Annotated in this window: 22 protein-coding genes; 14 read left to right on the top strand and 8 right to left on the bottom strand. The window is 71.8% G+C overall.

Translation table 11 applies throughout. From position 1 onward, the window contains the following. Positions 1-9: 9 nt before the first annotated feature. Complete coding sequence (locus tag ABZ780_RS30805; protein ID WP_357488285.1) at positions 10-975, bottom strand: COX15/CtaA family protein; 966 nt, start codon at positions 973-975, stop codon at positions 10-12. A 176-nt stretch (positions 976-1,151) separates the two neighbouring features. On the opposite strand from ABZ780_RS30805, the gene ABZ780_RS30810 reads away from it, so the two are divergent. The 10 genes from ABZ780_RS30810 (at position 1,152) to ABZ780_RS30855 (ending at position 9,800) form a co-directional block, all read left to right on the top strand. Continuing rightward, complete coding sequence (locus ABZ780_RS30810) at positions 1,152-1,874, top strand: transcriptional regulator (protein ID WP_357488286.1); 723 nt, start codon at positions 1,152-1,154, stop codon at positions 1,872-1,874. Beyond that, on the top strand, positions 1,871-3,301 hold the full coding sequence (gene sufB, locus ABZ780_RS30815; protein WP_357488287.1) for a Fe-S cluster assembly protein SufB: 1,431 nt from the start codon (positions 1,871-1,873) through the stop codon (positions 3,299-3,301). Before ABZ780_RS30810 ends, sufB begins: the two co-directional genes overlap by 4 nt. 65 nt (positions 3,302-3,366) lie before the next feature. Further along, positions 3,367-4,518 (top strand): Fe-S cluster assembly protein SufD, encoded by a 1,152-nt coding sequence (gene sufD / locus ABZ780_RS30820; protein WP_357488288.1) that lies wholly within the window; start codon positions 3,367-3,369, stop codon positions 4,516-4,518. Further along, positions 4,518-4,844, top strand: a complete 327-nt coding sequence (locus tag ABZ780_RS30825) for a non-heme iron oxygenase ferredoxin subunit (RefSeq protein WP_279518066.1) — start codon at positions 4,518-4,520, stop codon at positions 4,842-4,844. The genes sufD and ABZ780_RS30825 overlap by 1 nt, the downstream gene beginning before the upstream one ends. Continuing rightward, the gene (sufC, locus tag ABZ780_RS30830) at positions 4,844-5,617 is read left to right on the top strand and encodes a Fe-S cluster assembly ATPase SufC (protein ID WP_357488289.1); all 774 of its coding nucleotides are present in this window, start codon (positions 4,844-4,846) and stop codon (positions 5,615-5,617) included. The genes ABZ780_RS30825 and sufC overlap by 1 nt, the downstream gene beginning before the upstream one ends. Before the next feature lie 20 nt (positions 5,618-5,637). Beyond that, entirely contained in the window at positions 5,638-6,942 is a 1,305-nt protein-coding gene (locus tag ABZ780_RS30835) for a cysteine desulfurase (RefSeq protein WP_357012879.1), read from the top strand. A 2-nt stretch (positions 6,943-6,944) separates the two neighbouring features. Next, complete coding sequence (gene sufU, locus ABZ780_RS30840; RefSeq protein ID WP_357012904.1) at positions 6,945-7,418, top strand: Fe-S cluster assembly sulfur transfer protein SufU; 474 nt, start codon at positions 6,945-6,947, stop codon at positions 7,416-7,418. Between the two features lie 67 nt (positions 7,419-7,485). Next, entirely contained in the window at positions 7,486-7,983 is a 498-nt protein-coding gene (locus tag ABZ780_RS30845) for a metal-sulfur cluster assembly factor (RefSeq protein WP_357012878.1), read from the top strand. Positions 7,984-8,314: 331 nt separating this feature from the next. Next, complete coding sequence (locus ABZ780_RS30850; RefSeq protein WP_357488290.1) at positions 8,315-8,938, top strand: LysE family transporter; 624 nt, start codon at positions 8,315-8,317, stop codon at positions 8,936-8,938. A 205-nt stretch (positions 8,939-9,143) separates the two neighbouring features. Further along, positions 9,144-9,800, top strand: a complete 657-nt coding sequence (locus tag ABZ780_RS30855) for an acVLRF1 family peptidyl-tRNA hydrolase (RefSeq protein ID WP_357488291.1) — start codon at positions 9,144-9,146, stop codon at positions 9,798-9,800. Between the two features lie 108 nt (positions 9,801-9,908). Here the strand turns inward: ABZ780_RS30855 and ABZ780_RS30860 are convergent, their stop codons facing one another. Then, the gene (locus tag ABZ780_RS30860; RefSeq protein WP_357012875.1) at positions 9,909-10,832 is read right to left on the bottom strand and encodes a neutral zinc metallopeptidase; all 924 of its coding nucleotides are present in this window, start codon (positions 10,830-10,832) and stop codon (positions 9,909-9,911) included. Between the two features lie 265 nt (positions 10,833-11,097). Between ABZ780_RS30860 and ABZ780_RS30865 the strand changes: the two genes are divergently transcribed. After that, the gene (locus ABZ780_RS30865; RefSeq protein WP_357012874.1) at positions 11,098-12,702 is read left to right on the top strand and encodes an ABC-F family ATP-binding cassette domain-containing protein; all 1,605 of its coding nucleotides are present in this window, start codon (positions 11,098-11,100) and stop codon (positions 12,700-12,702) included. Positions 12,703-12,731: 29 nt separating this feature from the next. Here the strand turns inward: ABZ780_RS30865 and ABZ780_RS30870 are convergent, their stop codons facing one another. Next, entirely contained in the window at positions 12,732-13,328 is a 597-nt protein-coding gene (locus ABZ780_RS30870; protein WP_357488292.1) for a cadmium resistance transporter, read from the bottom strand. Between the two features lie 216 nt (positions 13,329-13,544). On the opposite strand from ABZ780_RS30870, the gene ABZ780_RS30875 reads away from it, so the two are divergent. From ABZ780_RS30875 to ABZ780_RS30885, 3 genes are all read left to right on the top strand, one after another. After that, complete coding sequence (locus ABZ780_RS30875; protein ID WP_007462679.1) at positions 13,545-13,772, top strand: helix-turn-helix domain-containing protein; 228 nt, start codon at positions 13,545-13,547, stop codon at positions 13,770-13,772. Between the two features lie 46 nt (positions 13,773-13,818). After that, positions 13,819-14,586, top strand: a complete 768-nt coding sequence (locus ABZ780_RS30880) for an enoyl-CoA hydratase/isomerase family protein (protein ID WP_357488293.1) — start codon at positions 13,819-13,821, stop codon at positions 14,584-14,586. 113 nt (positions 14,587-14,699) lie between these two features. Continuing rightward, entirely contained in the window at positions 14,700-16,676 is a 1,977-nt protein-coding gene (locus tag ABZ780_RS30885; protein WP_357488303.1) for an ABC transporter ATP-binding protein, read from the top strand. A gap of 115 nt (positions 16,677-16,791) precedes the next feature. Here the strand turns inward: ABZ780_RS30885 and mug are convergent, their stop codons facing one another. The 5 genes from mug to ABZ780_RS30910 are packed head-to-tail and all read right to left on the bottom strand — an operon-like array spanning position 16,792 to position 20,396. Continuing rightward, positions 16,792-17,373 (bottom strand): G/U mismatch-specific DNA glycosylase, encoded by a 582-nt coding sequence (gene mug / locus ABZ780_RS30890; RefSeq protein WP_357488294.1) that lies wholly within the window; start codon positions 17,371-17,373, stop codon positions 16,792-16,794. Then, on the bottom strand, positions 17,370-18,131 hold the full coding sequence (locus ABZ780_RS30895) for an SDR family oxidoreductase (protein ID WP_357012870.1): 762 nt from the start codon (positions 18,129-18,131) through the stop codon (positions 17,370-17,372). The genes mug and ABZ780_RS30895 overlap by 4 nt, the downstream gene beginning before the upstream one ends. Then, positions 18,116-18,661: a hypothetical protein gene (locus ABZ780_RS30900; protein WP_357488295.1), complete on the bottom strand. Its 546-nt coding sequence runs from the start codon at positions 18,659-18,661 to the stop codon at positions 18,116-18,118. The genes ABZ780_RS30895 and ABZ780_RS30900 overlap by 16 nt, the downstream gene beginning before the upstream one ends. Next, complete coding sequence (locus ABZ780_RS30905; protein WP_357012868.1) at positions 18,658-19,476, bottom strand: DUF692 domain-containing protein; 819 nt, start codon at positions 19,474-19,476, stop codon at positions 18,658-18,660. The genes ABZ780_RS30900 and ABZ780_RS30905 overlap by 4 nt, the downstream gene beginning before the upstream one ends. After that, complete coding sequence (locus ABZ780_RS30910) at positions 19,473-20,396, bottom strand: TIGR04222 domain-containing membrane protein (RefSeq protein WP_357488296.1); 924 nt, start codon at positions 20,394-20,396, stop codon at positions 19,473-19,475. The genes ABZ780_RS30905 and ABZ780_RS30910 overlap by 4 nt, the downstream gene beginning before the upstream one ends. Positions 20,397-20,398: the final 2 nt, after the last annotated feature.

Below are 20,398 nucleotides of genomic sequence, written 5' to 3' on the forward strand. Positions count from 1 at the left end.
CCGCGTGGGTCAGGCGTTGACCGGGACCGGGGCAGCGGATTCGGTCGGGGTCGTCTCTGGTGCCGGCGCGACCGGACGGCGCTCACGCGTCGACCACTGCACCGAGAGGGTGGCCAGCAGCACCAGACACGAACCGAGCATGTGCGCGCCGACCAGGATCGCCGGCACGTGGGTGAAGTACTGCACGAAGCCGATGACGCCCTGGCCCAACTCCACCGCGAGCAGGACCATCGCGGCCCGGGTGGCCCGCTGCGCGCCGACCGCGCGGAACGCGAAGATCAGCGCCACCGTGAGGCCGAGCAGCAGGAAGACGCTGTCGGCATGCACCTGGGAGATCGACTCCGGGTCGAGCCCGTTGCGGGCCGCGCCGTGGTCGCCGGCGTGTGGGCCGCTGCCGGTCACCCAGGTGCCGATGACCAGCACGGCGACGCTGACGCCGGTGGTGATCCGGGCCAGGGTGCGCAGAGGCGCGGGAACCACGGCCACGGTCGGGCCGTCCGGGTCGCCGATGCGTCGCCAGAGGGCGTACGCGGCGGCGATCACCGCCATCGAGGCGAGGAAGTGCAGCCCGACCACCCACGGGTTGAGGTTGGTGAGCACGGTGATGCCACCGAGCACCGCCTGGGCGGGAATGCCCAGGAAGACCGCGACGGCCAACGCCAGCAGCCCGGGCCGGCGCGGGCGGTGTGCCAGCACGGCCAGCAGGGTGGCGAGCGCGATCAGGCCCACCGCGAAGGTCAGCATCCGGTTGCCGAACTCGATCACCCCGTGCACGCCCATCTCGGCCGTGTTGACGTACGAGGTGTCGGTGCACCGGGGCCAGGTGGGGCAGCCGAGGCCCGAGGCGGTCAGTCGGACGGCCCCGCCGGTGACGACGATGCCCACGTTCGCGATGATGGAGGCGAGCGCGAGGCGGCGCAGCAGGATGCCGGAGACCGGACGGACGAATCGGTTCACGGCGCAAATCCTACGCACCGTAGTGATCGAGGTTCGTCCGACTCTGCCGGCTCGGTGGTTCGGATCACCGGGACCCGGGTTTGCGACCCTCCAGGTAATTACGTAACGTTGGCGTTGTGAAAAACGCGGCGGCGCTCTCCGGGCGACAGCCGACGGCCGCTGTGGCCGTCGGTGCGGCCCTGTCCGCTCCCGTCGTGACCACGCCTGGCCCGTTCGGCGGCACCGCGGCGACCGAGGTCTCCACCCGCGACCGGGTCACCCAGCTGCTGCTGGAGCGGGGTGCTACCACCGCCGCGCAGCTCGGCCTGGCGTTGGGCCTGAGCCCGGCGGCGATCCGCCGGCACCTGGACGCGATGCTCGCCGACGGCGACGTCGTGTCCCGCGAGCAGACGGTGCAGGGCAGCCGTGGCCGGGGTCGCCCGGCCAAGGTGTTCATGCTGACCGAGGCGGCCCGGGGCCGCTGTGGCACCCACCACTACGACAACATGGCCACCGCCGCGCTGCGCTGGATCGCCCGCAGCGGTGGCTCGGACGCGGTCGAGGCGTTCGCCACCGAGCAGGTGTCCGCCCTGGAGTCGCGCTGCCGGGCCGCCATGGAGGACGCGGGCGACGACCCCCTCGCGCGGGCGGAGGCACTCGCCGGAGCGCTCACCTCCGAGGGTTACGCTGCCAACGCGACCACGATCGCCTCCGGCGGTCAGCTCTGCCAACACCACTGCCCGGTGGCTCACGTGGCCGCCGAGTTTCCCCAGCTGTGCGAGGCCGAAACCGCGGTGATCTCCCGCCTGGTCGGCACCCACGTGCAGCGCCTGGCCACCATCGCGCACGGCGACGGGGTGTGCACCACGCACATCCCGACCCAGCCGAGCCGCGCCCAGTCCGGTAATCCCGTCACCACTGTGAGGACAGATAGATGACCGAGCAGATCGTCCAGCCCCTGACCCAGGAAGAGCAGCTCGCCGCCCTGGGCCGCTACGAGTACGGCTGGTCCGACTCGGACGCCGCCGGGGCGGTCGCCCAGCGCGGCATCAACGAGGCCGTGGTGCGGGACATCTCGGCCAAGAAGAACGAGCCGGCCTGGATGCTCGACCTGCGCCTGAAGGGTCTTCGGCTGTTCGGCCGCAAGCCGATGCCAGCCTGGGGCGCGGACCTCACCGGCATCGACTTCGACAACATCAAGTACTTCGTGCGGTCCACCGAGAAGCAGGCCACCAGCTGGGAGGACCTGCCCGAGGACATCAAGAACACCTACGACCGGCTGGGCATCCCGGAGGCGGAGAAGCAGCGGCTGGTCGCCGGCGTCGCGGCGCAGTACGAGTCCGAGGTCGTCTACCACAAGATCCGTGAGGACCTTGAGGAGCAGGGCGTCCTCTTCCTGGACACCGACACGGCGCTGCGCGAGCACGAGGACGTCTTCAAGGAATACTTCGGCACGGTGATCCCGGTCGGCGACAACAAGTTCGCCGCGCTGAACACTTCCGTGTGGTCCGGTGGCTCGTTCATCTACGTGCCGAAGGGCGTGCAGGTGGAGATCCCGCTGCAGGCCTACTTCCGGATCAACACGGAGAACATGGGCCAGTTCGAGCGGACGCTGATCATCGTCGACGAGGGTGCGTACGTGCACTACGTCGAGGGCTGCACCGCGCCGCTCTACTCTTCCGACTCGCTGCACAGCGCGGTCGTGGAGATCATCGTCAAGAAGAACGCGCGCTGCCGCTACACGACCATCCAGAACTGGTCGAACAACGTCTACAACCTGGTCACCAAGCGCGCCGTCTGCCACGAGGGCGCGACCATGGAGTGGGTCGACGGCAACATCGGCTCCAAGGTGACCATGAAGTACCCGGCGGTCTACATGACCGGCGAGCACGCCAAGGGCGAGGTGCTCTCGGTGGCGATGGCCGGCGAGGGCCAGCACCAGGACGCCGGCGCCAAGATGGTGCACGCCGCGCCGCACACCTCCTCGACGATCATCTCCAAGTCGATCGCCCGGGGCGGCGGCCGCACCTCGTACCGGGGTCTGGTGCAGGTGCTGGAGGGCTCGCACCACAGCCGGAGCACGGTCAAGTGCGACGCGCTGCTGGTCGACACGATCTCCCGCTCGGACACCTACCCGTACGTCGACATCCGCGAGGACGACGTGTCGATGGGGCACGAGGCGACCGTCTCCAAGATCAGCGACGACCAGCTCTTCTACCTGATGAGCCGGGGCCTGAGCGAGGACGAGGCGATGGCCATGATCGTCCGTGGCTTCATCGAGCCGATCGCCAAGGAACTCCCGATGGAGTACGCCCTGGAGCTCAACCGCCTGATCGAACTCCAGATGGAGGGCGCGGTCGGCTGACGCCGGCTGATCCCTTCCGGCCGACCTGACATCGTTGTGGCAGAACAGAACAGACCAAGGAAGAAATGACTACCCAGGCTTCCGCGCCGCCGCCCAGCACCAAGTCGCAGGCGCTGCGCTCGTACGACGTCGCCGACTTCCCGGCCCTCACCGGCCTGGAGGAGGAGTGGCGTTTCACCCCGCTCAAGCGCCTCCGCGGCCTGGCCACGGCGGACACGTCCGCGGCCACCGGTCGGGGCGTCACCGTGGAGCACCCGAACCTGCCGGCCGGGGTGTCGGTGCGGCTCGTCGAGCCGACCGACGCCAGCGTCGCGTCGGTGCTGGTGCCCGTCGACCGGGTCAGCGCGCTGGCCCACGGTGGGGCGGCGCGGGTGGCGCTGGTCGAGGTGGCGGCCGAGGCCGTCGTGTCCGAGCCGGTGGTCGTGCGGCTGCTGGGCGCGTTCCCCGAGGAGCTCTCCCTGGCCCGCACCCAGGTGCAGGTGGGGCGGTTCGCGGAGGCCACGGTCGTGTTCTCCCAGGAGGGCTCGGTCACGCTGGCCGACAACGTCGAGGTGACGGTCGCCGACGGGGCCAAGCTGACCCTGGTCACCGTGGCCGACTGGGCCGAGGACGCGGTGCACGCGCAACACCTCAAGATCAAGCTGGGTCGGGACGCCCGGGTGGTGCACATCCAGGTCACCCTCGGCGGCGACCTGGTCCGGCAGTTCACCAGCGTGGAATACACCGGCCGCGGTGGCGAGGCCGAGCTGTACGGCGTCTACTTCGCCGACTCCGGTCAGCACCTGGAGCACCGGCAACTGGTCGACCACAACGTGCCGGACTGCCGCAGCTACGTCGGTTACCGGGGCGCCCTGCAGGGCGCGGACGCGCACACCGTCTGGGTGGGTGACGTGCTCATCCAGGCCGAGGCGACCGGCACCGACACGTACGAGATCAACCGGAACCTGCTGCTCACCGACGGCGCGCGGGCGGACTCCGTACCCAATCTGGAGATCGAGACCGGCGAGATCGCCGGCGCCGGCCACGCCAGCGCGACCGGCCGCTTCGACGACGAGCAGCTGTTCTACCTGATGGCCCGGGGCATCCCGGAGGCCGAGGCCCGCCGCCTGGTGGTCCGCGGCTTCTTCGCCGAGCTGATCAACAAGATTCCGGTGGAGTCGCTGCGCGAGCGCCTCGGCGACGCGATCGAGGCCCGGCTCACCAAGGCCGGCGCCTGATGATCCGGATCTGCTCCACCGAGGACGTGCCGAAGGGCACCGCGATCAGCGCGGATGTCGACGGCACGCCGATCGCGCTGGTGCACGGCGAGGACGGCGAGTTCTACGCCGCGTACGACGAGTGCTCGCACGCCGCGGTCGCCCTCTCCGAGGGTGAGGTCGACGGCTGCACGCTGGAGTGTTGGCTGCACGGCTCGCGCTTCGACCTGCGCACCGGCGAGCCGACCGGGCTGCCCGCCACCGAACCCGTACCCGTCTACCCCGTCGAAGTCCGCGACGGCGACATCTACCTCAGCCTGACGCCGAGTAATGGAGTGACCCGATAATGAGCACCCTGGAGATCCGCGACCTGAAGGTGTCGGTCAAGCTGCCCGAGGGTGAGCTCAAGCCGATCCTGGATGGGGTAAACCTGACGATCAATTCGGGTCAAACCCACGCGATCATGGGCCCGAACGGCTCCGGCAAGTCCACCCTGGCGTACTCGATCGCCGGCCACCCCAAGTACGAGATCACCGGCGGCTCGGTGACCCTCGACGGCGAGGACGTGCTGGCCATGACGGTCGACGAGCGCGCCCGCGCCGGCCTCTTCCTGGCCATGCAGTACCCGGTCGAGGTGCCCGGCGTCTCGGTCGCCAACTTCCTGCGTACCGCCAAGACCGCCATCGACGGCGAGGCGCCGAAGCTGCGCACCTGGGGTGGCGAGCTGCGCGGCGCGATGGAGCGCCTCCAGATGGACCCGGCGTTCGCCCAGCGCAACGTCAACGAGGGCTTCTCCGGTGGTGAGAAGAAGCGGCACGAGATCGTCCAACTGGAGCTGCTCAAGCCGAAGATCGCGATCCTCGACGAGACCGACTCCGGCCTCGACGTGGACGCGCTGCGCGTGGTCAGCGAGGGCGTCAACCGGGTCCGCGACACCGGAGACACCGGCGTGCTGCTGATCACCCACTACACGCGGATCCTGCGCTACATCAAGCCGGACTTCGTGCACGTCTTCGTGGCCGGTCGGATCGTCGAGCAGGGCGGCCCGGAACTGGCCGACAAGCTCGAGGCCGAGGGCTACGAGCGGTACGCCGCCGGAGCCGGTACGGCCAAGGCCTGAGCGGGAGAGGCGCTGCCGAGATGACCAGCATCGCGATCCCGCAGGGGATGCCGCAGTACGACGACGTGCCGCGTTTCGACGTGGCTCGGGTGCGCGCCGACTTTCCGATCCTGGACCGGGAGATCAACGGCCACCCACTGGTCTACCTCGACAGCGCCAACACCTCGCACAAGCCCCGGCAGGTGCTCGACGTGCTCACCGAGCACTACGCGCGGCACAACGCCAACGTGTCGCGCTCGGTGCACACGCTGGGCACTGAGGCCACCGAGGCGTACGAGGGCGCGCGGGCCAAGGTCGCCGCGTTCATCAACGCGCCGAGCACGGACGAGGTGGTGTTCACCAAGAACTCCACCGAGGCGATCAACATCGTGGCGTACGCCTTCTCGAACGCCTCGCTGCGCCCGGACGGTGACCCGCGGTTCCGGCTCGGCCCGGGCGACGAGGTGGTGATCTCCGAGATGGAGCACCACTCGAACATCGTCCCGTGGCAGCTGCTCTGCGAGCGGACCGGCGCGACCCTGCGCTGGTTCCCGGTCACCGACCAGGGCCGGCTCGACGAGTCCGGCCTGGACGACCTGGTCACCGAACGGACGAAGATCGTCTCGCTGGTGCACATGTCGAACATCCTCGGCACGGTCAACGCGACCTCCCGGATCACCGCGCGGGTCCGTGAGGTGGGCGCGCTGCTGCTGCTGGACTGCTCGCAGTCGGTGCCGCACCTGCCCATCGACGTGGTCGACCTGGACGCCGACTACATCGTCTTCACCGGGCACAAGATGTGCGGCCCCACCGGCATCGGTGTGCTCTGGGGCCGGGGTGAGCTGCTCGCGGCGATGCCGCCGGTGTTCGGCGGCGGCTCGATGATCGAGACGGTCACCATGGCCCGGTCGACGTTCGCCGCGCCGCCGGCCCGGTTCGAGGCGGGCACCCCGCCGATCGCCGAGGCGGTCATGCTCGGCGCGGCCGTGGACTACCTGACCGGGATCGGCATGCAGGCCATCCAGTGGCACGAGAAGGAGCTGACGGCGTACGCGCTGGACGCCCTCGGCTCGGTGCGCGACCTGCGGATCTTCGGCCCGACCGTGCCGGTCGGCCGGGGCGGCACCATCTCGTTCGCGCTGGGTGACGTGCACCCGCACGACGTGGGCCAGGTGCTCGACTCGCTCGGCGTGCAGGTGCGGGTGGGCCACCACTGCGCGAAGCCGGTGTGCAGCCGGTTCGGTGTCCCGGCGATGACCCGGGCCTCGTTCTACCTCTACACCACCACCGAGGAGATCGACGCTCTGGTGGGCGGTCTGGAGCAGGTGCGGAAGGTGTTCGACTGATGGTGCAGCTCGACCAGCTCTACCAGGAGATCATCCTGGACCACTACAAGCATCCGCACGGTCGTGGCCTGCGCGACGCCGACGACCCGGGCGACCAGGTCGCGGAGGCGCACCACGTCAACCCGACCTGTGGCGACGAGGTCACCGTCCGGGTCGCCACCGACGGCACCGTGCTGCACGACATCTCGTACGACGGGATGGGCTGCTCGATCAGCCAGGCCTCGGCGAGCGTGCTGCACGAACTGCTGCGCGGCCGGGAGGCCCGGGAAGCTTTCGGGGTGCACGAGGCGTTCGTCGAGTTGATGTCCGGTCGTGGTCAGGTCACGCCGGACGAGGACGTACTCGGTGACGGGGTGGCATTCGCGGGCGTGGCCCGCTATCCCGCCCGGGTCAAGTGCGCGCTGCTGCCGTGGATGGCGTTCAAGGACGCCGCGGCACGCGCCGGTGTGGGCGCGAGCCCGGAGGTGAAGGCGTGACCGTGCGTCAGCGAGCGAATGACACTGTGGTGCCTTGTGGCATCACGAAGCGATGCGGAGGGACGGCATGAGCGAGAACACCGCTACCGCGGCGACGCCGGAGGCCGGTGACGCCACCGCGGCACCGCAGACCGACGCCGTGACGACCGACGGTGCCACGGCGATCGACGGTGCTCTGACGACCGACGGTGCCGTGACGACCGGTGCCGGCGACGCCGCCGCCCCGGCGGGCGGCGTCAGCAAGGCCATGATCGCCGACATCGAGGAGGCGATGAAGGACGTCGTCGACCCGGAGCTCGGCATCAACGTGGTCGACCTGGGCCTGGTGTACGGCGTGCACGTCGACGACGAGAACGTCGCGACCCTGGACATGACGCTCACCTCGGCGGCCTGCCCGCTGACCGACGTGATCGAGGACCAGACCCGGCAGGCGCTGACCACCGGCCCCGGCGGCGGCCTGGTCAACGACATCCGGATCAACTGGGTGTGGCTCCCGCCGTGGGGCCCTGACAAGATCACTGACGAGGGCCGGGACCAGCTCCGTTCCCTCGGCTTCAACGTCTGAGCCGACCCCGGTCGGCACCATCGAGCGCGGCACCCAGCCTGGGTGCCGCGCTCGACGCGTTTCCAGCCACGTTCGAGCGCCGTCCCGCGCCGCGCTGCCCGGCTGATGGCCGGCCGGTGGCGCGCTCGGGCGGGCCCAAGCGAGCCATGATCGCGCAACCTGATTCGGTCGGACAGGGGACGGCGGAAATGCGGTGGCGTCAGTCGGCCCGAGCCGCGCAGGATGAGCGGGTGATCGAGGCGTACCGGATGCAGCTTCCTGTCGGCGCGGCCATCGCCGCGTGTCGACAGCGCACGCTTGCGGGCCGCGCCTCGACTCGGCACCGACGACCGTGACCGGGGCGTTCCTCGCCGGCCTCGTGGCCGGCTACGGCGTCGCCATCCCGGTCGGGGCGATCGCGGTGCTGATCCTGGGGCTCAGTGCGCGTACCTCGTTTCGGGTCGGCGCGGCCGGGGCGCTCGGCGTAGCGACCGCCGACGGCCTGTACGCGGCTGTCGCCGCCGTCGCCGGCGCGGCTGTCGCCGGTGTCGTCGCCCCGGTGGCCGGCCCGCTGCGGATAGCGGCCGCCGCGGTGCTGCTCGCGCTCGCCGCGCACACCGGGTGGCGCGCACTTCGGCCCGCGCCAGCGACCGAGGGGCGGAGCCGTCGCGGAATGGACACTCCGTTGCGCGCCTTCGCCGGCATCCTGGCGTTGACCCTGCTCAACCCGGCGACGGTGGTCTACTTCGCCGCGCTGGTCCTCGGCAGGGGCGATTCCGTCGATTCCGGTGGGTCGGCGGCGGTGCTGTTCGTGCTCGGCGCCTTCGTGGCCTCGGCGAGTTGGCAGCTGCTCATCGCCGGCGGCGGCACCCTGGTCGGCCGGCTCCTCACCGGCTCCCGAGGCAGACGCGCCACCGCCCTCACCTCCAGCGCCATCATCGCCGCCCTGGCGCTCACCGTCCTCCTCCAAACCTAAGCCCCTGCCCCTACCCCTCGGCCCGCGCACTCACCGCGCGCCTCTCGGCCCGGTGATCATGAAGTTAGCGTCCCCGATGACGGCGTGTCGCGACGCTAACTTCATGATCACCGGCGCGGGCGCGGGCGCGGGCGCGGGCGCGGGCGCGGGCGCGGCAGGGCGGGCGGTGTGGGGTGGGGTGGGGGTGGTGCCGTAGGTTCGGGTTATGTCGAGTCGACCCGCTGCCGGTGGTGGTCGCTGGGTGGAGGTCGATCCGGTCCGGCTCGGTCGCTGGGTCGACGGCTTCGCGGAACGGCACGGCCCGCCCACCACGACCATCCAGGGGTACGGGCTGCTGCTCGCCGCCCCCGACGGTGCCACCGCGGAGTTGCACGCCCCGCCCGGCGCGGAGCTTGGCGGCGACCTGCCCGACTTTCTCGCCGCTGCCGCCGCGCCACGCCGGATCGGGCTGTTGCTGGCGCGTAAGAGCGCTGTCGCGATGGGCGTGGCGGCGGGGGAGGGCCTGGTGGTCTCCAAGGTGGACAGTCGCTACGTGCAGGGGCGTACCGCCGCGGGTGGGTGGTCCCAGCACCGCTTCGCCCGCCGGCGCGACAACCAGGCGAAGGCCGCCCTCGGTGAGGCGGTCGAGCTCGCGGTGCGGCTGCTGCTGCCGGAGGCTGCCACGCTCGACGCCGTGGTGGCCGGAGGTGATCGGCGTACGGTGGACGGCATCCTCGCCGACCGACGCCTGGCCCCGCTCGCCGCGCTGCGGGCCGAGAGGCTGCTCGACGTTCCCGAACCCCGACACGCCGTGCTGGTCGCCTCGGTGGCGGCTGCCCGGGCGGTCCGCGTGTTGGTCCGAGATCCCGCCCCGCCCGCCTGACCTGCTGGGGCGCCGGCGCATGCGGCGAACCCGCGCCCGGTCATGTGAAAGGGCGCCCCAACGGCCGGTCCCGGCCGTCGAGGCGCCCGCGTCGGCACGATCGACCCGTCAGAGCTGGTCGGTGCCGAAGGTGTCGCAGGTCTTCGGGTCGCCGCGGTCGTAGCCCTGCTGGAACCAGCGCTGCCGCTGCTCCGAGGTGCCGTGGGTGAACTGGTCGGGGTTGACCTGCCCACCGGAGCGCTGCTGGATGCTGTCGTCGCCGATGGCCTCGGCGGCCCGCACGGCTTCGCTGATGTCGGTCTGGGTGATCGACTTGAACAGCGGCTCCTGGCCGGTCTTGTCCTTGCTCTCGGTGGCGTACTTGGCCCAGGCGCCGGCGTAGCAGTCGGCCTGCAACTCCAGGCGTACGGAGGCGGAGCGGGGGCCGCTCTGGTCGCCCCGACCGGCCTTCTCGTTGGTGCCGAGCAGGTTCTGGACGTGGTGGCCGTACTCGTGGGCGAGCACGTAGGGCTGGGCGAACTCGCCCTTGGCGCCGAACCGGGAGGCCAGCTCGTCGTAGAAGCTCAGGTCGATGTACACCTGCCGGTCGGCCGGGCAGTAGAACGGGCCGACGCCCGAGTCGGCCTGCCCACAGCCGGTGTTGACCGCCGCCTGGAAGAAGTTGGTGTCGGTCGGCTCGTACTTCCCGCTGCCCAGCTCCGGGTACGCCTTCTCCCAGTAGCCCTGGATGCTGTTGACGAAGAGCACGTTGCGGCAGCGTACGTCGTCGAAGCGCCCGGCGTTCTCGCGCGAGCACAGCTGCTCCAGGTCGGTGCCGCCGGCCTGCCCGCCGCCCTCGTCGCCGTTGGTCATCGCGTTCAGGCCGAACCCGCCACCGAGGAGCGCGAACAGGACGGCCACCACGATGCCGATCAGGCCGCCGCGCCCACCGCCTCCGGGCAGCGGAATGCCGAGGCCACCGCCGCCTCCACCGCCCCGGCCCCGGTCGTTGACCTGGGACGTGTCGAGTTCGGCCCGCTCGTTGAGTTCCATGCTGACCCCGATCGCCGTATGCCGGTGATTGTCGTTTTGATGTCGTTCTGTCATTGCACTGCCGGATGGGGTCCGGACGGCAATTTCGATACCCGATGATCTTGGTTGGTAATCCGAGAGGGGCGTCCAGCGGCGCCCGGTACACTTGTCGGGTGCTGCGCTGCGAAGGCTGAACCGCCCCCGCGCCGTCGGGCCTCTTGACCCCGCCGGCCGTTTCGCGTGCCCCGAGTCAGCCTTCCGGACCCCGAGAGCGAGCCCCGAACAGATGATCACTGCCACCGGCCTGGAACTGCGTGCCGGTTCCCGGATCCTGCTGTCCGACACCACCCTGCGCGTGCAGCCCGGTGATCGGATCGGCCTGGTCGGCCGCAACGGCGCCGGCAAGACCACCACCCTCAAGGTGCTCGCCGGCGAGGGCCAGCCGTACGGCGGGCAGATCGACCAGCGCAGCGCCATCGGCTACCTGCCGCAGGACCCGCGTACCGGCGACCTCGAGGTGACCGGCCGCGACCGAGTGCTCTCCGCTCGCGGCCTCGACGTGCTGATGACACAGATGCAGGAGATCGAGGCCCGCCTCGCCGAGGACACGGACGAGAAGCTGGTCCGTCGCTACGGCGCGCTGGAGGACCAGTTCGCCGCCCTCGGCGGGTACGCGGCCGAAGCCGAGGCCGCCCGGATCTGCGCCAACCTCGGCCTGCCGGACCGCGCGCTCGCGCAGACCATCGGCACGCTGTCCGGCGGTCAGCGGCGGCGCATCGAGCTGGCCCGGATCTTGTTCCGCGACGCGGGCGAGAACGGCGGCGGCATCCTGCTCCTCGACGAGCCGACGAACCACCTCGACGCCGACTCGATCACCTGGTTGCGGGGCTTCCTCGCCAACCACAAGGGCGGCCTGATCGTGATCTCCCACGACGGCGCGCTGCTGGAGTCGGTGGTCAACAAGGTCTGGTTCCTCGACGCCACCCGTTCCGTGATCGACGTGTACAACCTGGGCTGGAAGGCGTACCTGGAGGCACGCGAGACCGACGAGCGGCGCCGCCGCCGGGAGCGGGCCAACGCGGAGAAGAAGGCTGGCGCGTTGATGGCGCAGGCCGACAAGATGCGGGCCAAGGCCACCAAGACCGTCGCGGCGCAGAACATGGCCCGCCGTGCCGAGAAGCTGATCTCCGGCCTGGAGGAGGTGCGGGTCGCCGACCGGGTGGCCAAGGTGCGCTTCCCCAGCCCGGCGCCGTGTGGCAAGACGCCACTCACCGCCACCGGCCTGTCCAAGTCGTACGGGTCGCTGGAGATCTTCACCGACGTCAACGTGGCGGTCGACCGGGGTTCCCGGGTGGCCATCCTGGGGCTCAACGGCGCAGGCAAGACGACCCTGCTGCGGATGCTCGGCGGCCTGCTCACCCCGGACACCGGCGAGGTGCACGCCGGGCACGGGCTGCGGTTGGGCTACTACGCCCAGGAGCACGAGACGCTGGACGTGGAGCGGACGGTGCTGGAGAACATGCGCGCCGCCGCCGTCGAGCAGTCCGACACCGACCTGCGCAAGATCCTCGGCGCGTTCCTGTTCTCCGGAGACGACGTGAACAAGCCGGCCGGGGTGCTCTCCGGTGGCGAGAAGACCCGGCTGGCCCTGTCCACCCTGGTCTGTTCCGGCGCCAACGTGCTGCTGCTCGACGAGCCGACGAACAACCTCGACCCGGTCAGCCGGGAGCAGGTGCTCGACGCGATCGCCAACTACCCGGGCGCGATCGTGCTGGTCACGCACGACCCGGGCGCGGTGCTGGCGCTCAAGCCGGATCGCGCCATCCTGCTGCCCGACGGCGACGAGGACGCCTGGAGCGACGACCTTCTCGAGTTGGTCGAGCTGGCCTGAGCACGTTCGGCGGCCTGCTCGGCTGATCCTCAGCCAAGCAGGTCGACGATCCGGCCGAGCACGCCGGAGCTGACCAGGATCACCACCCCGATGCCGACGAAGATCGCCGGCACCAGCCAGTGGCCGGCGCGCTCGACCAGCCGGACCACCTGGGGTCGCCCGCCCAGCCAGGCCCCGGCCGCGCACCACAGCGCGATGAGCAGGGCGAAGACCAGCAGGAACACCGCGCTGTCGGCCACGCCGAGGGTCCGGAACACGGGTACGTAGACGGCCACGTTGTCGGCGCCGTTGGCGATGGTCACCCCGGCCACACCGAGTATCCCGGTGACGACCGCCGGGGCCTCGTCGTCGGAGGGCCGCAGCGCGCGGACGCCCAGCGCGATCGGCAGCAGGCCGAGGAGCCCGGTCCACGGGTCCGGCACCACCAGCAGCCCGGCGGCGACCACGACGCTGGCCAGCGCGAGCGCGCTGATGCCCAGATACTGCCCGGCGACGATCTGCCAGGTGTGGGGTCGACCGGTGGTGCGGGCCGCGACGAAGAAGAGCGTCAGGATGACGATGTCGTCGATGTTGGTGGCGGCGAAGACCACGGCCGCGCCGGCCGCTGTGCCCAACAGGTCGATCACGACCGAAGGCTACGGGCCGCCGGCCCGGGTCGCCGCTCGGCGGTGCCCTACCCGAGCGGTACGTGCGGGCCGATTGCGAGGATCACTCTATCGGGAACCTGACATTGCATAGCGTGTCGGTTGGCGAAGAGTTGATATCTGGCGCATGATCGTTCGAGGCGGTCTAATAGGTGTGACCGTATCCGAACCGCACAGTCTGGGACGTGAGGACACAGTATGGCAGCCACTGGCACAGCCACCAGCACTGAGAAGGGTCGCCGGATCGTCGGAGCCGAGCGTCAGACGCTCGCCAAGGACCTGGTAAAGCGGTACACCTCGGGGGAGAGCATCCGGGCATTGGCGGCCTCGACCGGCCGATCCTACGGATTCATCCACCGAGTGCTCACCGAGTCCGGGGTGCAGCTGCGCCAGCGTGGCGGCGCCCGGCGCCGCAAGAAGGCGTGACCCGCCCCCCAGCGTCGTCCACCAGCGCCGCGCCCCGGGCCGCCCGGTGACCGCCGAGGCGACCGGGGTTCGGCTGGCCTGCGACGGGCCGGTCGCCACGGTGACGTTGTGCCGGCCCGACGTGCTCAACGCTCAGACGCCCGCGATGTGGCGTGCGATGAGCGACTTCTCCCGCGACCTGCCCGGCGACGTGCGGGTGGTGGTGGTCCGTGGCGAGGGGCGTGCGTTCTCCGCCGGCCTCGACCTCGCGGTCGCCGGCGCGTCCGGCCCCGGGTCGTTCGCCGAGCTGGCCACGCTGCCCGAGCAGGAGTGCGCGGCCCAGATCGCCGAGTTCCAAGCGGGTTTCACCTGGCTGCACCGGCCGGATGTCATCTCCGTCGCGGCCGTGCAGGGCCACGCGATCGGTGCCGGGTTCCAGCTCGCGCTGGCCTGTGACCTGCGGGTCCTGACCACCGACGCGAAGCTGTCGATGGCCGAGGTGACCCTCGGTCTGGTGCCCGACCTGGCCGGCACGAAGCGCCTCGTCGAGTTGGTCGGCTACTCCCGGGCGCTGGAGATCTGCGCGACCGGCCGCCGGCTGGACGCCGCCGAGGCGGACCGGATCGGGCTGGCCACTCTCGTCGTACCGCCCGCCGAACTGGACGGCGCGGTCAGTGACCTGGCGGCGGGCCTGCTCGCCGGTGCCCGCGACGCGGTGGTGGAGATCAAGGCGTTGGTGGCCGGCGCGGCCGGACGCTCGCACGCCGACCAGCAGCGCGCCGAGCGGGAGGCACAGACCCGCCGACTGCGGGACCTCGCCGGCAGGGGAGAATAGTAAGGACCGTCCGGGAAGATCCGGGTTACGACCGAGGTTGTCAGAGTCGTCGGGAGAATTGACCTGACGGTGCGGTCCGCCCGACGACCCGGAGGTGAGCGGTGTCCAACCACATGTCCGGCGGTGGCATGGCCGGGTGGAGCATGCTTCGGTCGATGCGTAACCGCGACGAGGTCTCCACCCACCGGCTCAAGAGCGGGGTGGCCCGCCGCATCGTGGCGTTCGCCCAGCCCTACCGGCGCGACATCATCGTCTTCCTGGCCACCGTGGTGCTGGCCGCCATCATCGGCGTGGCGACCCCGGTGCTCGCCGGTGACGTCATCAACGCGATCAACCGGGGTGGCACCGAGGCCGGCCGGCTGGTGGTCCGGCTGGCGCTGTTCATCGCCGCGCTCGCTGTCGCCGACGCGCTGCTCTCGCTGGCCCAGCGCTGGTATTCCGCCCGCATCGGCGAGGGCATCATCCTCAACCTGCGCACCCGGGTCTACGACCACGTGCAGCGGATGCCGTTGCAGTTCTTCACCCGCACCCAGACCGGCGCCCTGGTCAGCCGGCTCAACAACGACGTGCTCGGCGCCCAGCGAGCGTTCACCTCCACCCTCTCCGGCGTGGTCAGCAACGTCATCCAGTTGGTGCTCACCGCTGCGGTGATGTTCACCCTCTCGTGGCAGATCACCGCCCTGTCGCTGGTGCTGCTGCCGATCTTCATCATTCCGGCCCGCCGGGTCGGCCGGCGTCTGGCCGACATCACCCGCGAGGCGTACAACCTCGACGCCAAGATGAACGCGACAATGACCGAGCGGTTCGGGGTGGCCGGCGCGTTGCTGGTGAAGCTCTTCGGCCAGCCCGAGATCGAGGCCCGCCGGTTCGGCGACCGCGCCGAGCGGGTCCGCGACATCGGCATCCAGTCCGCCATGTACTCGCGGACGTTCTTCGTGGCGATGCTGCTTGTCGCCTCACTGGCGCAGGCGCTCACCTACGGTCTCGGTGGCTGGCTCGCGGTGACCGGAGGCGTCAGCGCCGGCACCGTGGTGACGCTCGCGCTGCTGCTCACCCGCCTGTACGGGCCGCTCACCGCGCTCTCCAACGTCCGGGTGGACGTGATGAGCGCGCTCGTCTCCTTCGACCGGGTCTTCGAGGTGCTCGACCTGAAGCCGGGCATCGTGGAGAAGCCCGACGCGGTGCCCGTGCCGCGCGGCACCGGCCGGGTCGACTTCCGCGACGTGCGGTTCCGCTACCCGAGCGCCGCCGAGATCTCCCTGGCCTCCCTGGAAGAGGTGGCCACGCTCGACCGGACGGTCAACGAGCCCGTGCTCAAGGGCGTCTCGTTCAGTGTCGAGCCGGGGCAGATGGTCGCCCTGGTCGGCCCGTCCGGCGCCGGCAAGTCGACGTTGTCGATGCTGATCTCGCGGATCTACGACGTGACCGACGGGCAGGTCCTGGTCGGCGGGGTGGACGTCCGCGACGCGACGCTCGCCTCCCTGCGCGACGAGATCGGCGTCGTCACCCAGGATTCGCACCTGTTCCACGAGACGATCGCCGAGAACCTGCGCTACGCCAAGCCGGACGCTACCGACGACGAGATCTGGGCCGCGCTCGCCGGAGCCCAGGTCGCCGACCTGGTCCGGTCGCTGCCCGACGGGCTGGACACGACGGTGGGGGAGCGCGGCTACCGGTTCTCCGGCGGCGAGAAGCAGCGCATCGCCATCGCCCGGCTGCTGCTCAAGGCGCCGTCCATCGTGATCCTCGACGAGGCGACCGCACACCTGGATTCGGAGAGCGAGGCCGCGGTGCAGCGGGCGCTGGCGGTGGCACTGGCCGGGCGGACGGCGCTGGTGATCGCACACCGGCTCTCCACCGTCCGCGACGCCGACCAGATCCTGGTCCTCGACGGTGGGCGGATTGTCGAGCGGGGGCGGCACGACGAGTTGGTCGCGGTCGGCGGGCTCTACGCCGAGCTGTACCGGACCCAGTTCGCGGTCGCCGACTCGCCCCGGCCCTTCGTGGACGCGACCGGCACCGAGCCGGTGGTCATGCCACTGGGCACGTACGTCGCCGACGAAGCGATGCCGCCGGCCGCAGCCAACTGACGTCCCGCCACGACACCGGTCGCGTCCGGTGTGGCGCGCGTTGATCGACTCGGGTTCCTGGAAGTCGGGGTGTCTTGGTCGCGTCGACAGCCCGACTTCCTTGAAACCGAGTCGATCAGCGCCGTTCCGGCAGGCCGGTCGCCACCCGCAGCTCGGCGAACGCCAGACCCAGCGTGACCGGGGTGAAGTGCGCGTTCAGGCCGCTCGGGTTGGGCAGCACCCACAGTCGGGCACCGGCCAATGACTCCGGCTGCGGTCCGAAGGTGGCTTTCGGCCGCTGAAAACCGATCCGGTACGCGGTCACCCCCACCACCGCCACCCAGCGCGGCTGGTAGCGGCCCACCTTGTCGGTCAGGATCGCGGCACCGTCGAGGAGTTCCTCGTTGCTCAGTTCGTCCGCGCGGGCGCTGGCCCGGGCGGCCATGTTGGTGATGCCGAGCCCGAGTGCGGGCAGCTCGTCCTGTTCGCTGGGGTGCAGCAGCCGGGGGGTGAACCCGCCCCGGTGCAGCGCGGGCCAGAAACGGTTGCCGGGTCTGGCGAAGTGCCAGCCGGTAGCGGCCGACCAGAGGCCGGGGTTGATGCCGACGAAGAGCACCGCCAACCCCGGCGCGAGCACGTCGGGGATGGTCCGGTCCGCGGCGGCGGCGAGGTCCGCGCGGGTCGGCCGGGGATGCGCGCCCGAGCCGGCGGCTGTCACAGCCCGCGCAGCGCGCCACCGTCGACCGGCAGGGTGAGGCCGGTCAGGTAGCTCGCGGCGGGGGAGAGCACGAAGGCTGCCACCCGGCCGAACTCGGCCGGGTCACCGATGCGCCGCAGCGGGATGGTGGCCTCGGCCTCGGCGCGGGCCTGCTCGGGGTCGCCGGTGGCGGCCAGGAGCTCCCGGTTGCGGTCGGTCATGATCCGGCCCGGCAGCAGACCGACCACCCGTACGCCGCGCGGGCCGTAGTCGTCCGCGATGTCCTTGGCGACGCCGACCAGGCCGGGCCGCAGGCCGTTGGAGATGCCGAGGCCAGGCACCGGGCTACGGGCCGAGGTGGAGAGCACCAGCCCGATCGCGCCACCCTCGGGCAGCGCGGCGGCGACCGTGCGCGCCGCGCGGACGGTGCCGAGGAAGACCGTCTCGAAGGAGTGTCGCCACTGGTCGTCGCTGATCGCCGCGGCGTTGCCGGCCGGTGGGCCGCCGACCGAGATCAGCGCGCCGTCGAGCCGGCCGAAGTGCTCCCGTGCCGCCTCGACGAGCTGCGCCGGGGTCTGCGGATCGGCCAGGTCGGCGGCCAGCCCGACCGCCCGCTCCGGCCCGCCCAGCTGCTGCGCGGCAGCGGCCACCGCGTCGGCGTCCCGGGCGGAGAGCACCACCCGCGCCCCGTCGGCGACCAGGCACTGCGCCGTCGCGTAGCCCAGGCCGCGGGACGCGCCGGTGAGCACGTACACCCGGTCGGTCAGTCCGAGATCCATGCGGCCGATCCTGCCGCATCCGCCGCGCCGCCCTCAACGGGGGCCGGTGGGCGCGGGGCGGGGCGCAGCAGGCGTACCCGGCCGGCGATCTGCACCGCGACGGCGCCGCCGGCGCGGCCCACGGCCGGCAGTCGGCGCGGACGCGGCGTCGCACGCCCGTCGTAGCGCTGGCCCGCCTCCCGCACGGCCAGCTCCTCGGCGCCCGCCGGGGGCAGCGCGTCCCGCTCGCGCAGGGTCCGGGCCAGGTCCCAGCCGTCGCGCAGGGAACCGGCGGTGGGGCGGTCGGCGGCCCATTCGGCGAAGGTCGGCCACCAGGCGCTGCCGAGACCGGCGGCGAGCAGCGGCCAGTGCCGCGCCACGTCGCCGGCACGCTTGCGCAGCAGCGCCGCCCGGGTGGCGGCGAGCGGCCCGGGGGTGAACCCGGCCGGCGGCGGACCCCCGGCGACCAGCGCCGCCACCAACTCCGCCTGTCGCTCGGCGAGACGGCCCACGGGTGGGCGCGGGCCGGTGGGCGGGGACGCGCCGGTCATGTCACGGCCGGGAAGCCCGCGGCCAACGCCAGGGCGTCGAGTTCGGCGCGCAGCTCGGCGGCCGGCGGATAGCCGCCGTCGCGTTCCAGCAGCAGCGCCGGTGGTCGCTGCCGGTCGCAGAGCGCGCCGACCAGCTCCAGCACCGCCGGCGGCACCGCATCGGTGTGCGTGTCGTGGTAGAAACCGCCGTGCTCCGCCCCGCCGGCCACGTGCACGTAGCCGATCCGGTCCAGCGGCAGCCGGTCGAGCAGCGCGACCGGGTCGGTGCCACGGTTGCGGGCGTTGGCGTGCACGTTGGCGACGTCCAACAGCAGCAGCGCGCCGGTGCGGTCCAGGATCTCGGTGAGGAAGTCGGCCTCGTCCAGCTCGTCGTCGGGCCAGTCGACCAGCGCGGCGATCGGTTCCAGCGCGATCGGCACCGGCAGCTCGGCCTGCGCGCGGGCCACGTTGGCGCAGACCGCGTCGACCGCCTCCCGGCTGCGTGGCAGCGGCAGCAGATGCCCGGCCTCCAACCCGCCGGCCCGGACGAAGGCGATGTGCTCGCTGACCAGCGGGGCGTCCAGCCGTTGCGCCACCTGAGCCAGGTGGGCGACGCGGGCCGGGTCGACCGGTTCGGCACCGCCGAGGGAGAGCCGCACCCCGTGCGGTACGACGGTCACGGCGCGCTCGCGGAGCTGCGCGAGGCCCGGCGGGAGTGGCCCGGTGGCGGGCACCGACTCGGCCACCACCTCGGTGAAGCGCAGCCCGGGCAGCTCGGCCACGAAACCGGCGATCTCCGGGCGCCAGCCGATGCCGACCCCGTACGGGCCGGTCATCCGCCGCACCCACCACCGCCGCAGCCACCACCACCGCCACCGCCGGAGTCGCCACTGCCGCAGGAGCTGCCGGCACTGCCCGACGAGCCGGTGCTGGAGCCCGACGACCAGCCGCCGTTGGCCATGGCCTGACGCTGGATCTCGGCCTGCTCGGCGAAGCCCGGGTCGATCGCCCAGAGCGACGCGGCGCCGTACAGGGCCACACCCATCGCCGCGCCGGCCGCGCCGTAGGTGGCGTAGGCGGGGGCCGAGCCGGGAGCCAGGTGGGTGTGCTGGCGGCGCAGGTCGCGCAGCGCCGCCCGACCGGCCCGGGTGATCTGCGGCACCCGCCAGAGCAGCAGCACCGCCACCAGCACGCCGACCAGTGTCGCTGCCAGGTAGCCCACCGGCCGATCGTTGAACAGGCCGGCGGCCAGCCGCACCACGCCGAGCACCAGCAGGGCGGCGAGGAACCGCACCCACAGCCGTGCGGTGGCCCGCCGCGCCGGTGTCGGCAGCAGACCACGCTCTTCGAGGCCGTTGCGGAGCTGGTCGAGCGCGGTGCGTACCCGCTGCTCCTGGCCCAGGTCCCGGGCCCGGGAGCGCTGGTGGGCCGCCCAGTGGATGGCCTGGTCCAGCGGGGTGAGGCCGGTCGGCGCCGGGCCGGTGGTGAGCAGCCGGCGGTCCGGTCCGACACCGATCGCGCCGCTGCCGCGCAGCCCGCCGAGCGCGGCGTGCACGGCGAGTGCGGGACCACCGTTGAGGTACGCGGCCTGTTGCGCGCTGAGTGGGCCGGCGAAGGCGTCCCCCGGGCCGGCGCCGAGGCGGACCCGGTGCCACACCGCGAGAGCGACGACCACGGCGATCGCCACCAGGTAGTACCGGAGGAACGTCGGGCCGGGGACACCCCAGGTGTCGCCCGACGCGGCTTGGACGATCATCG

The organism is Micromonospora sp. NPDC047467, assembly GCF_040643095.1.
GTDB lineage: Bacteria > Actinomycetota > Actinomycetes > Mycobacteriales > Micromonosporaceae > Micromonospora.

What these genes read in the sequence shown, in the direction of transcription:
- ABZ780_RS30910 (WP_357488296.1), bottom strand. Translation starts at nt 20,396, where the DNA reads ATGATCGTCCAAGCCGCGTCGGGCGACACCTGGGGTGTCCCCGGCCCG.
- ABZ780_RS30865 (WP_357012874.1), top strand. Translation starts at nt 11,098, where the DNA reads ATGATCACTGCCACCGGCCTGGAACTGCGTGCCGGTTCCCGGATCCTG.
- ABZ780_RS30885 (WP_357488303.1), top strand. Translation starts at nt 14,700, where the DNA reads ATGTCCGGCGGTGGCATGGCCGGGTGGAGCATGCTTCGGTCGATGCGT.
- ABZ780_RS30860 (WP_357012875.1), bottom strand. Translation starts at nt 10,832, where the DNA reads ATGGAACTCAACGAGCGGGCCGAACTCGACACGTCCCAGGTCAACGAC.
- sufB (WP_357488287.1), top strand. Translation starts at nt 1,871, where the DNA reads ATGACCGAGCAGATCGTCCAGCCCCTGACCCAGGAAGAGCAGCTCGCC.
- sufD (WP_357488288.1), top strand. Translation starts at nt 3,367, where the DNA reads ATGACTACCCAGGCTTCCGCGCCGCCGCCCAGCACCAAGTCGCAGGCG.
- ABZ780_RS30825 (WP_279518066.1), top strand. Translation starts at nt 4,518, where the DNA reads ATGATCCGGATCTGCTCCACCGAGGACGTGCCGAAGGGCACCGCGATC.
- ABZ780_RS30835 (WP_357012879.1), top strand. Translation starts at nt 5,638, where the DNA reads ATGACCAGCATCGCGATCCCGCAGGGGATGCCGCAGTACGACGACGTG.
- sufC (WP_357488289.1), top strand. Translation starts at nt 4,844, where the DNA reads ATGAGCACCCTGGAGATCCGCGACCTGAAGGTGTCGGTCAAGCTGCCC.
- ABZ780_RS30855 (WP_357488291.1), top strand. Translation starts at nt 9,144, where the DNA reads ATGTCGAGTCGACCCGCTGCCGGTGGTGGTCGCTGGGTGGAGGTCGAT.
- ABZ780_RS30895 (WP_357012870.1), bottom strand. Translation starts at nt 18,131, where the DNA reads ATGGATCTCGGACTGACCGACCGGGTGTACGTGCTCACCGGCGCGTCC.
- ABZ780_RS30900 (WP_357488295.1), bottom strand. Translation starts at nt 18,661, where the DNA reads ATGACCGGCGCGTCCCCGCCCACCGGCCCGCGCCCACCCGTGGGCCGT.
- ABZ780_RS30875 (WP_007462679.1), top strand. Translation starts at nt 13,545, where the DNA reads ATGGCAGCCACTGGCACAGCCACCAGCACTGAGAAGGGTCGCCGGATC.
- ABZ780_RS30845 (WP_357012878.1), top strand. Translation starts at nt 7,486, where the DNA reads ATGAGCGAGAACACCGCTACCGCGGCGACGCCGGAGGCCGGTGACGCC.
- ABZ780_RS30905 (WP_357012868.1), bottom strand. Translation starts at nt 19,476, where the DNA reads ATGACCGGCCCGTACGGGGTCGGCATCGGCTGGCGCCCGGAGATCGCC.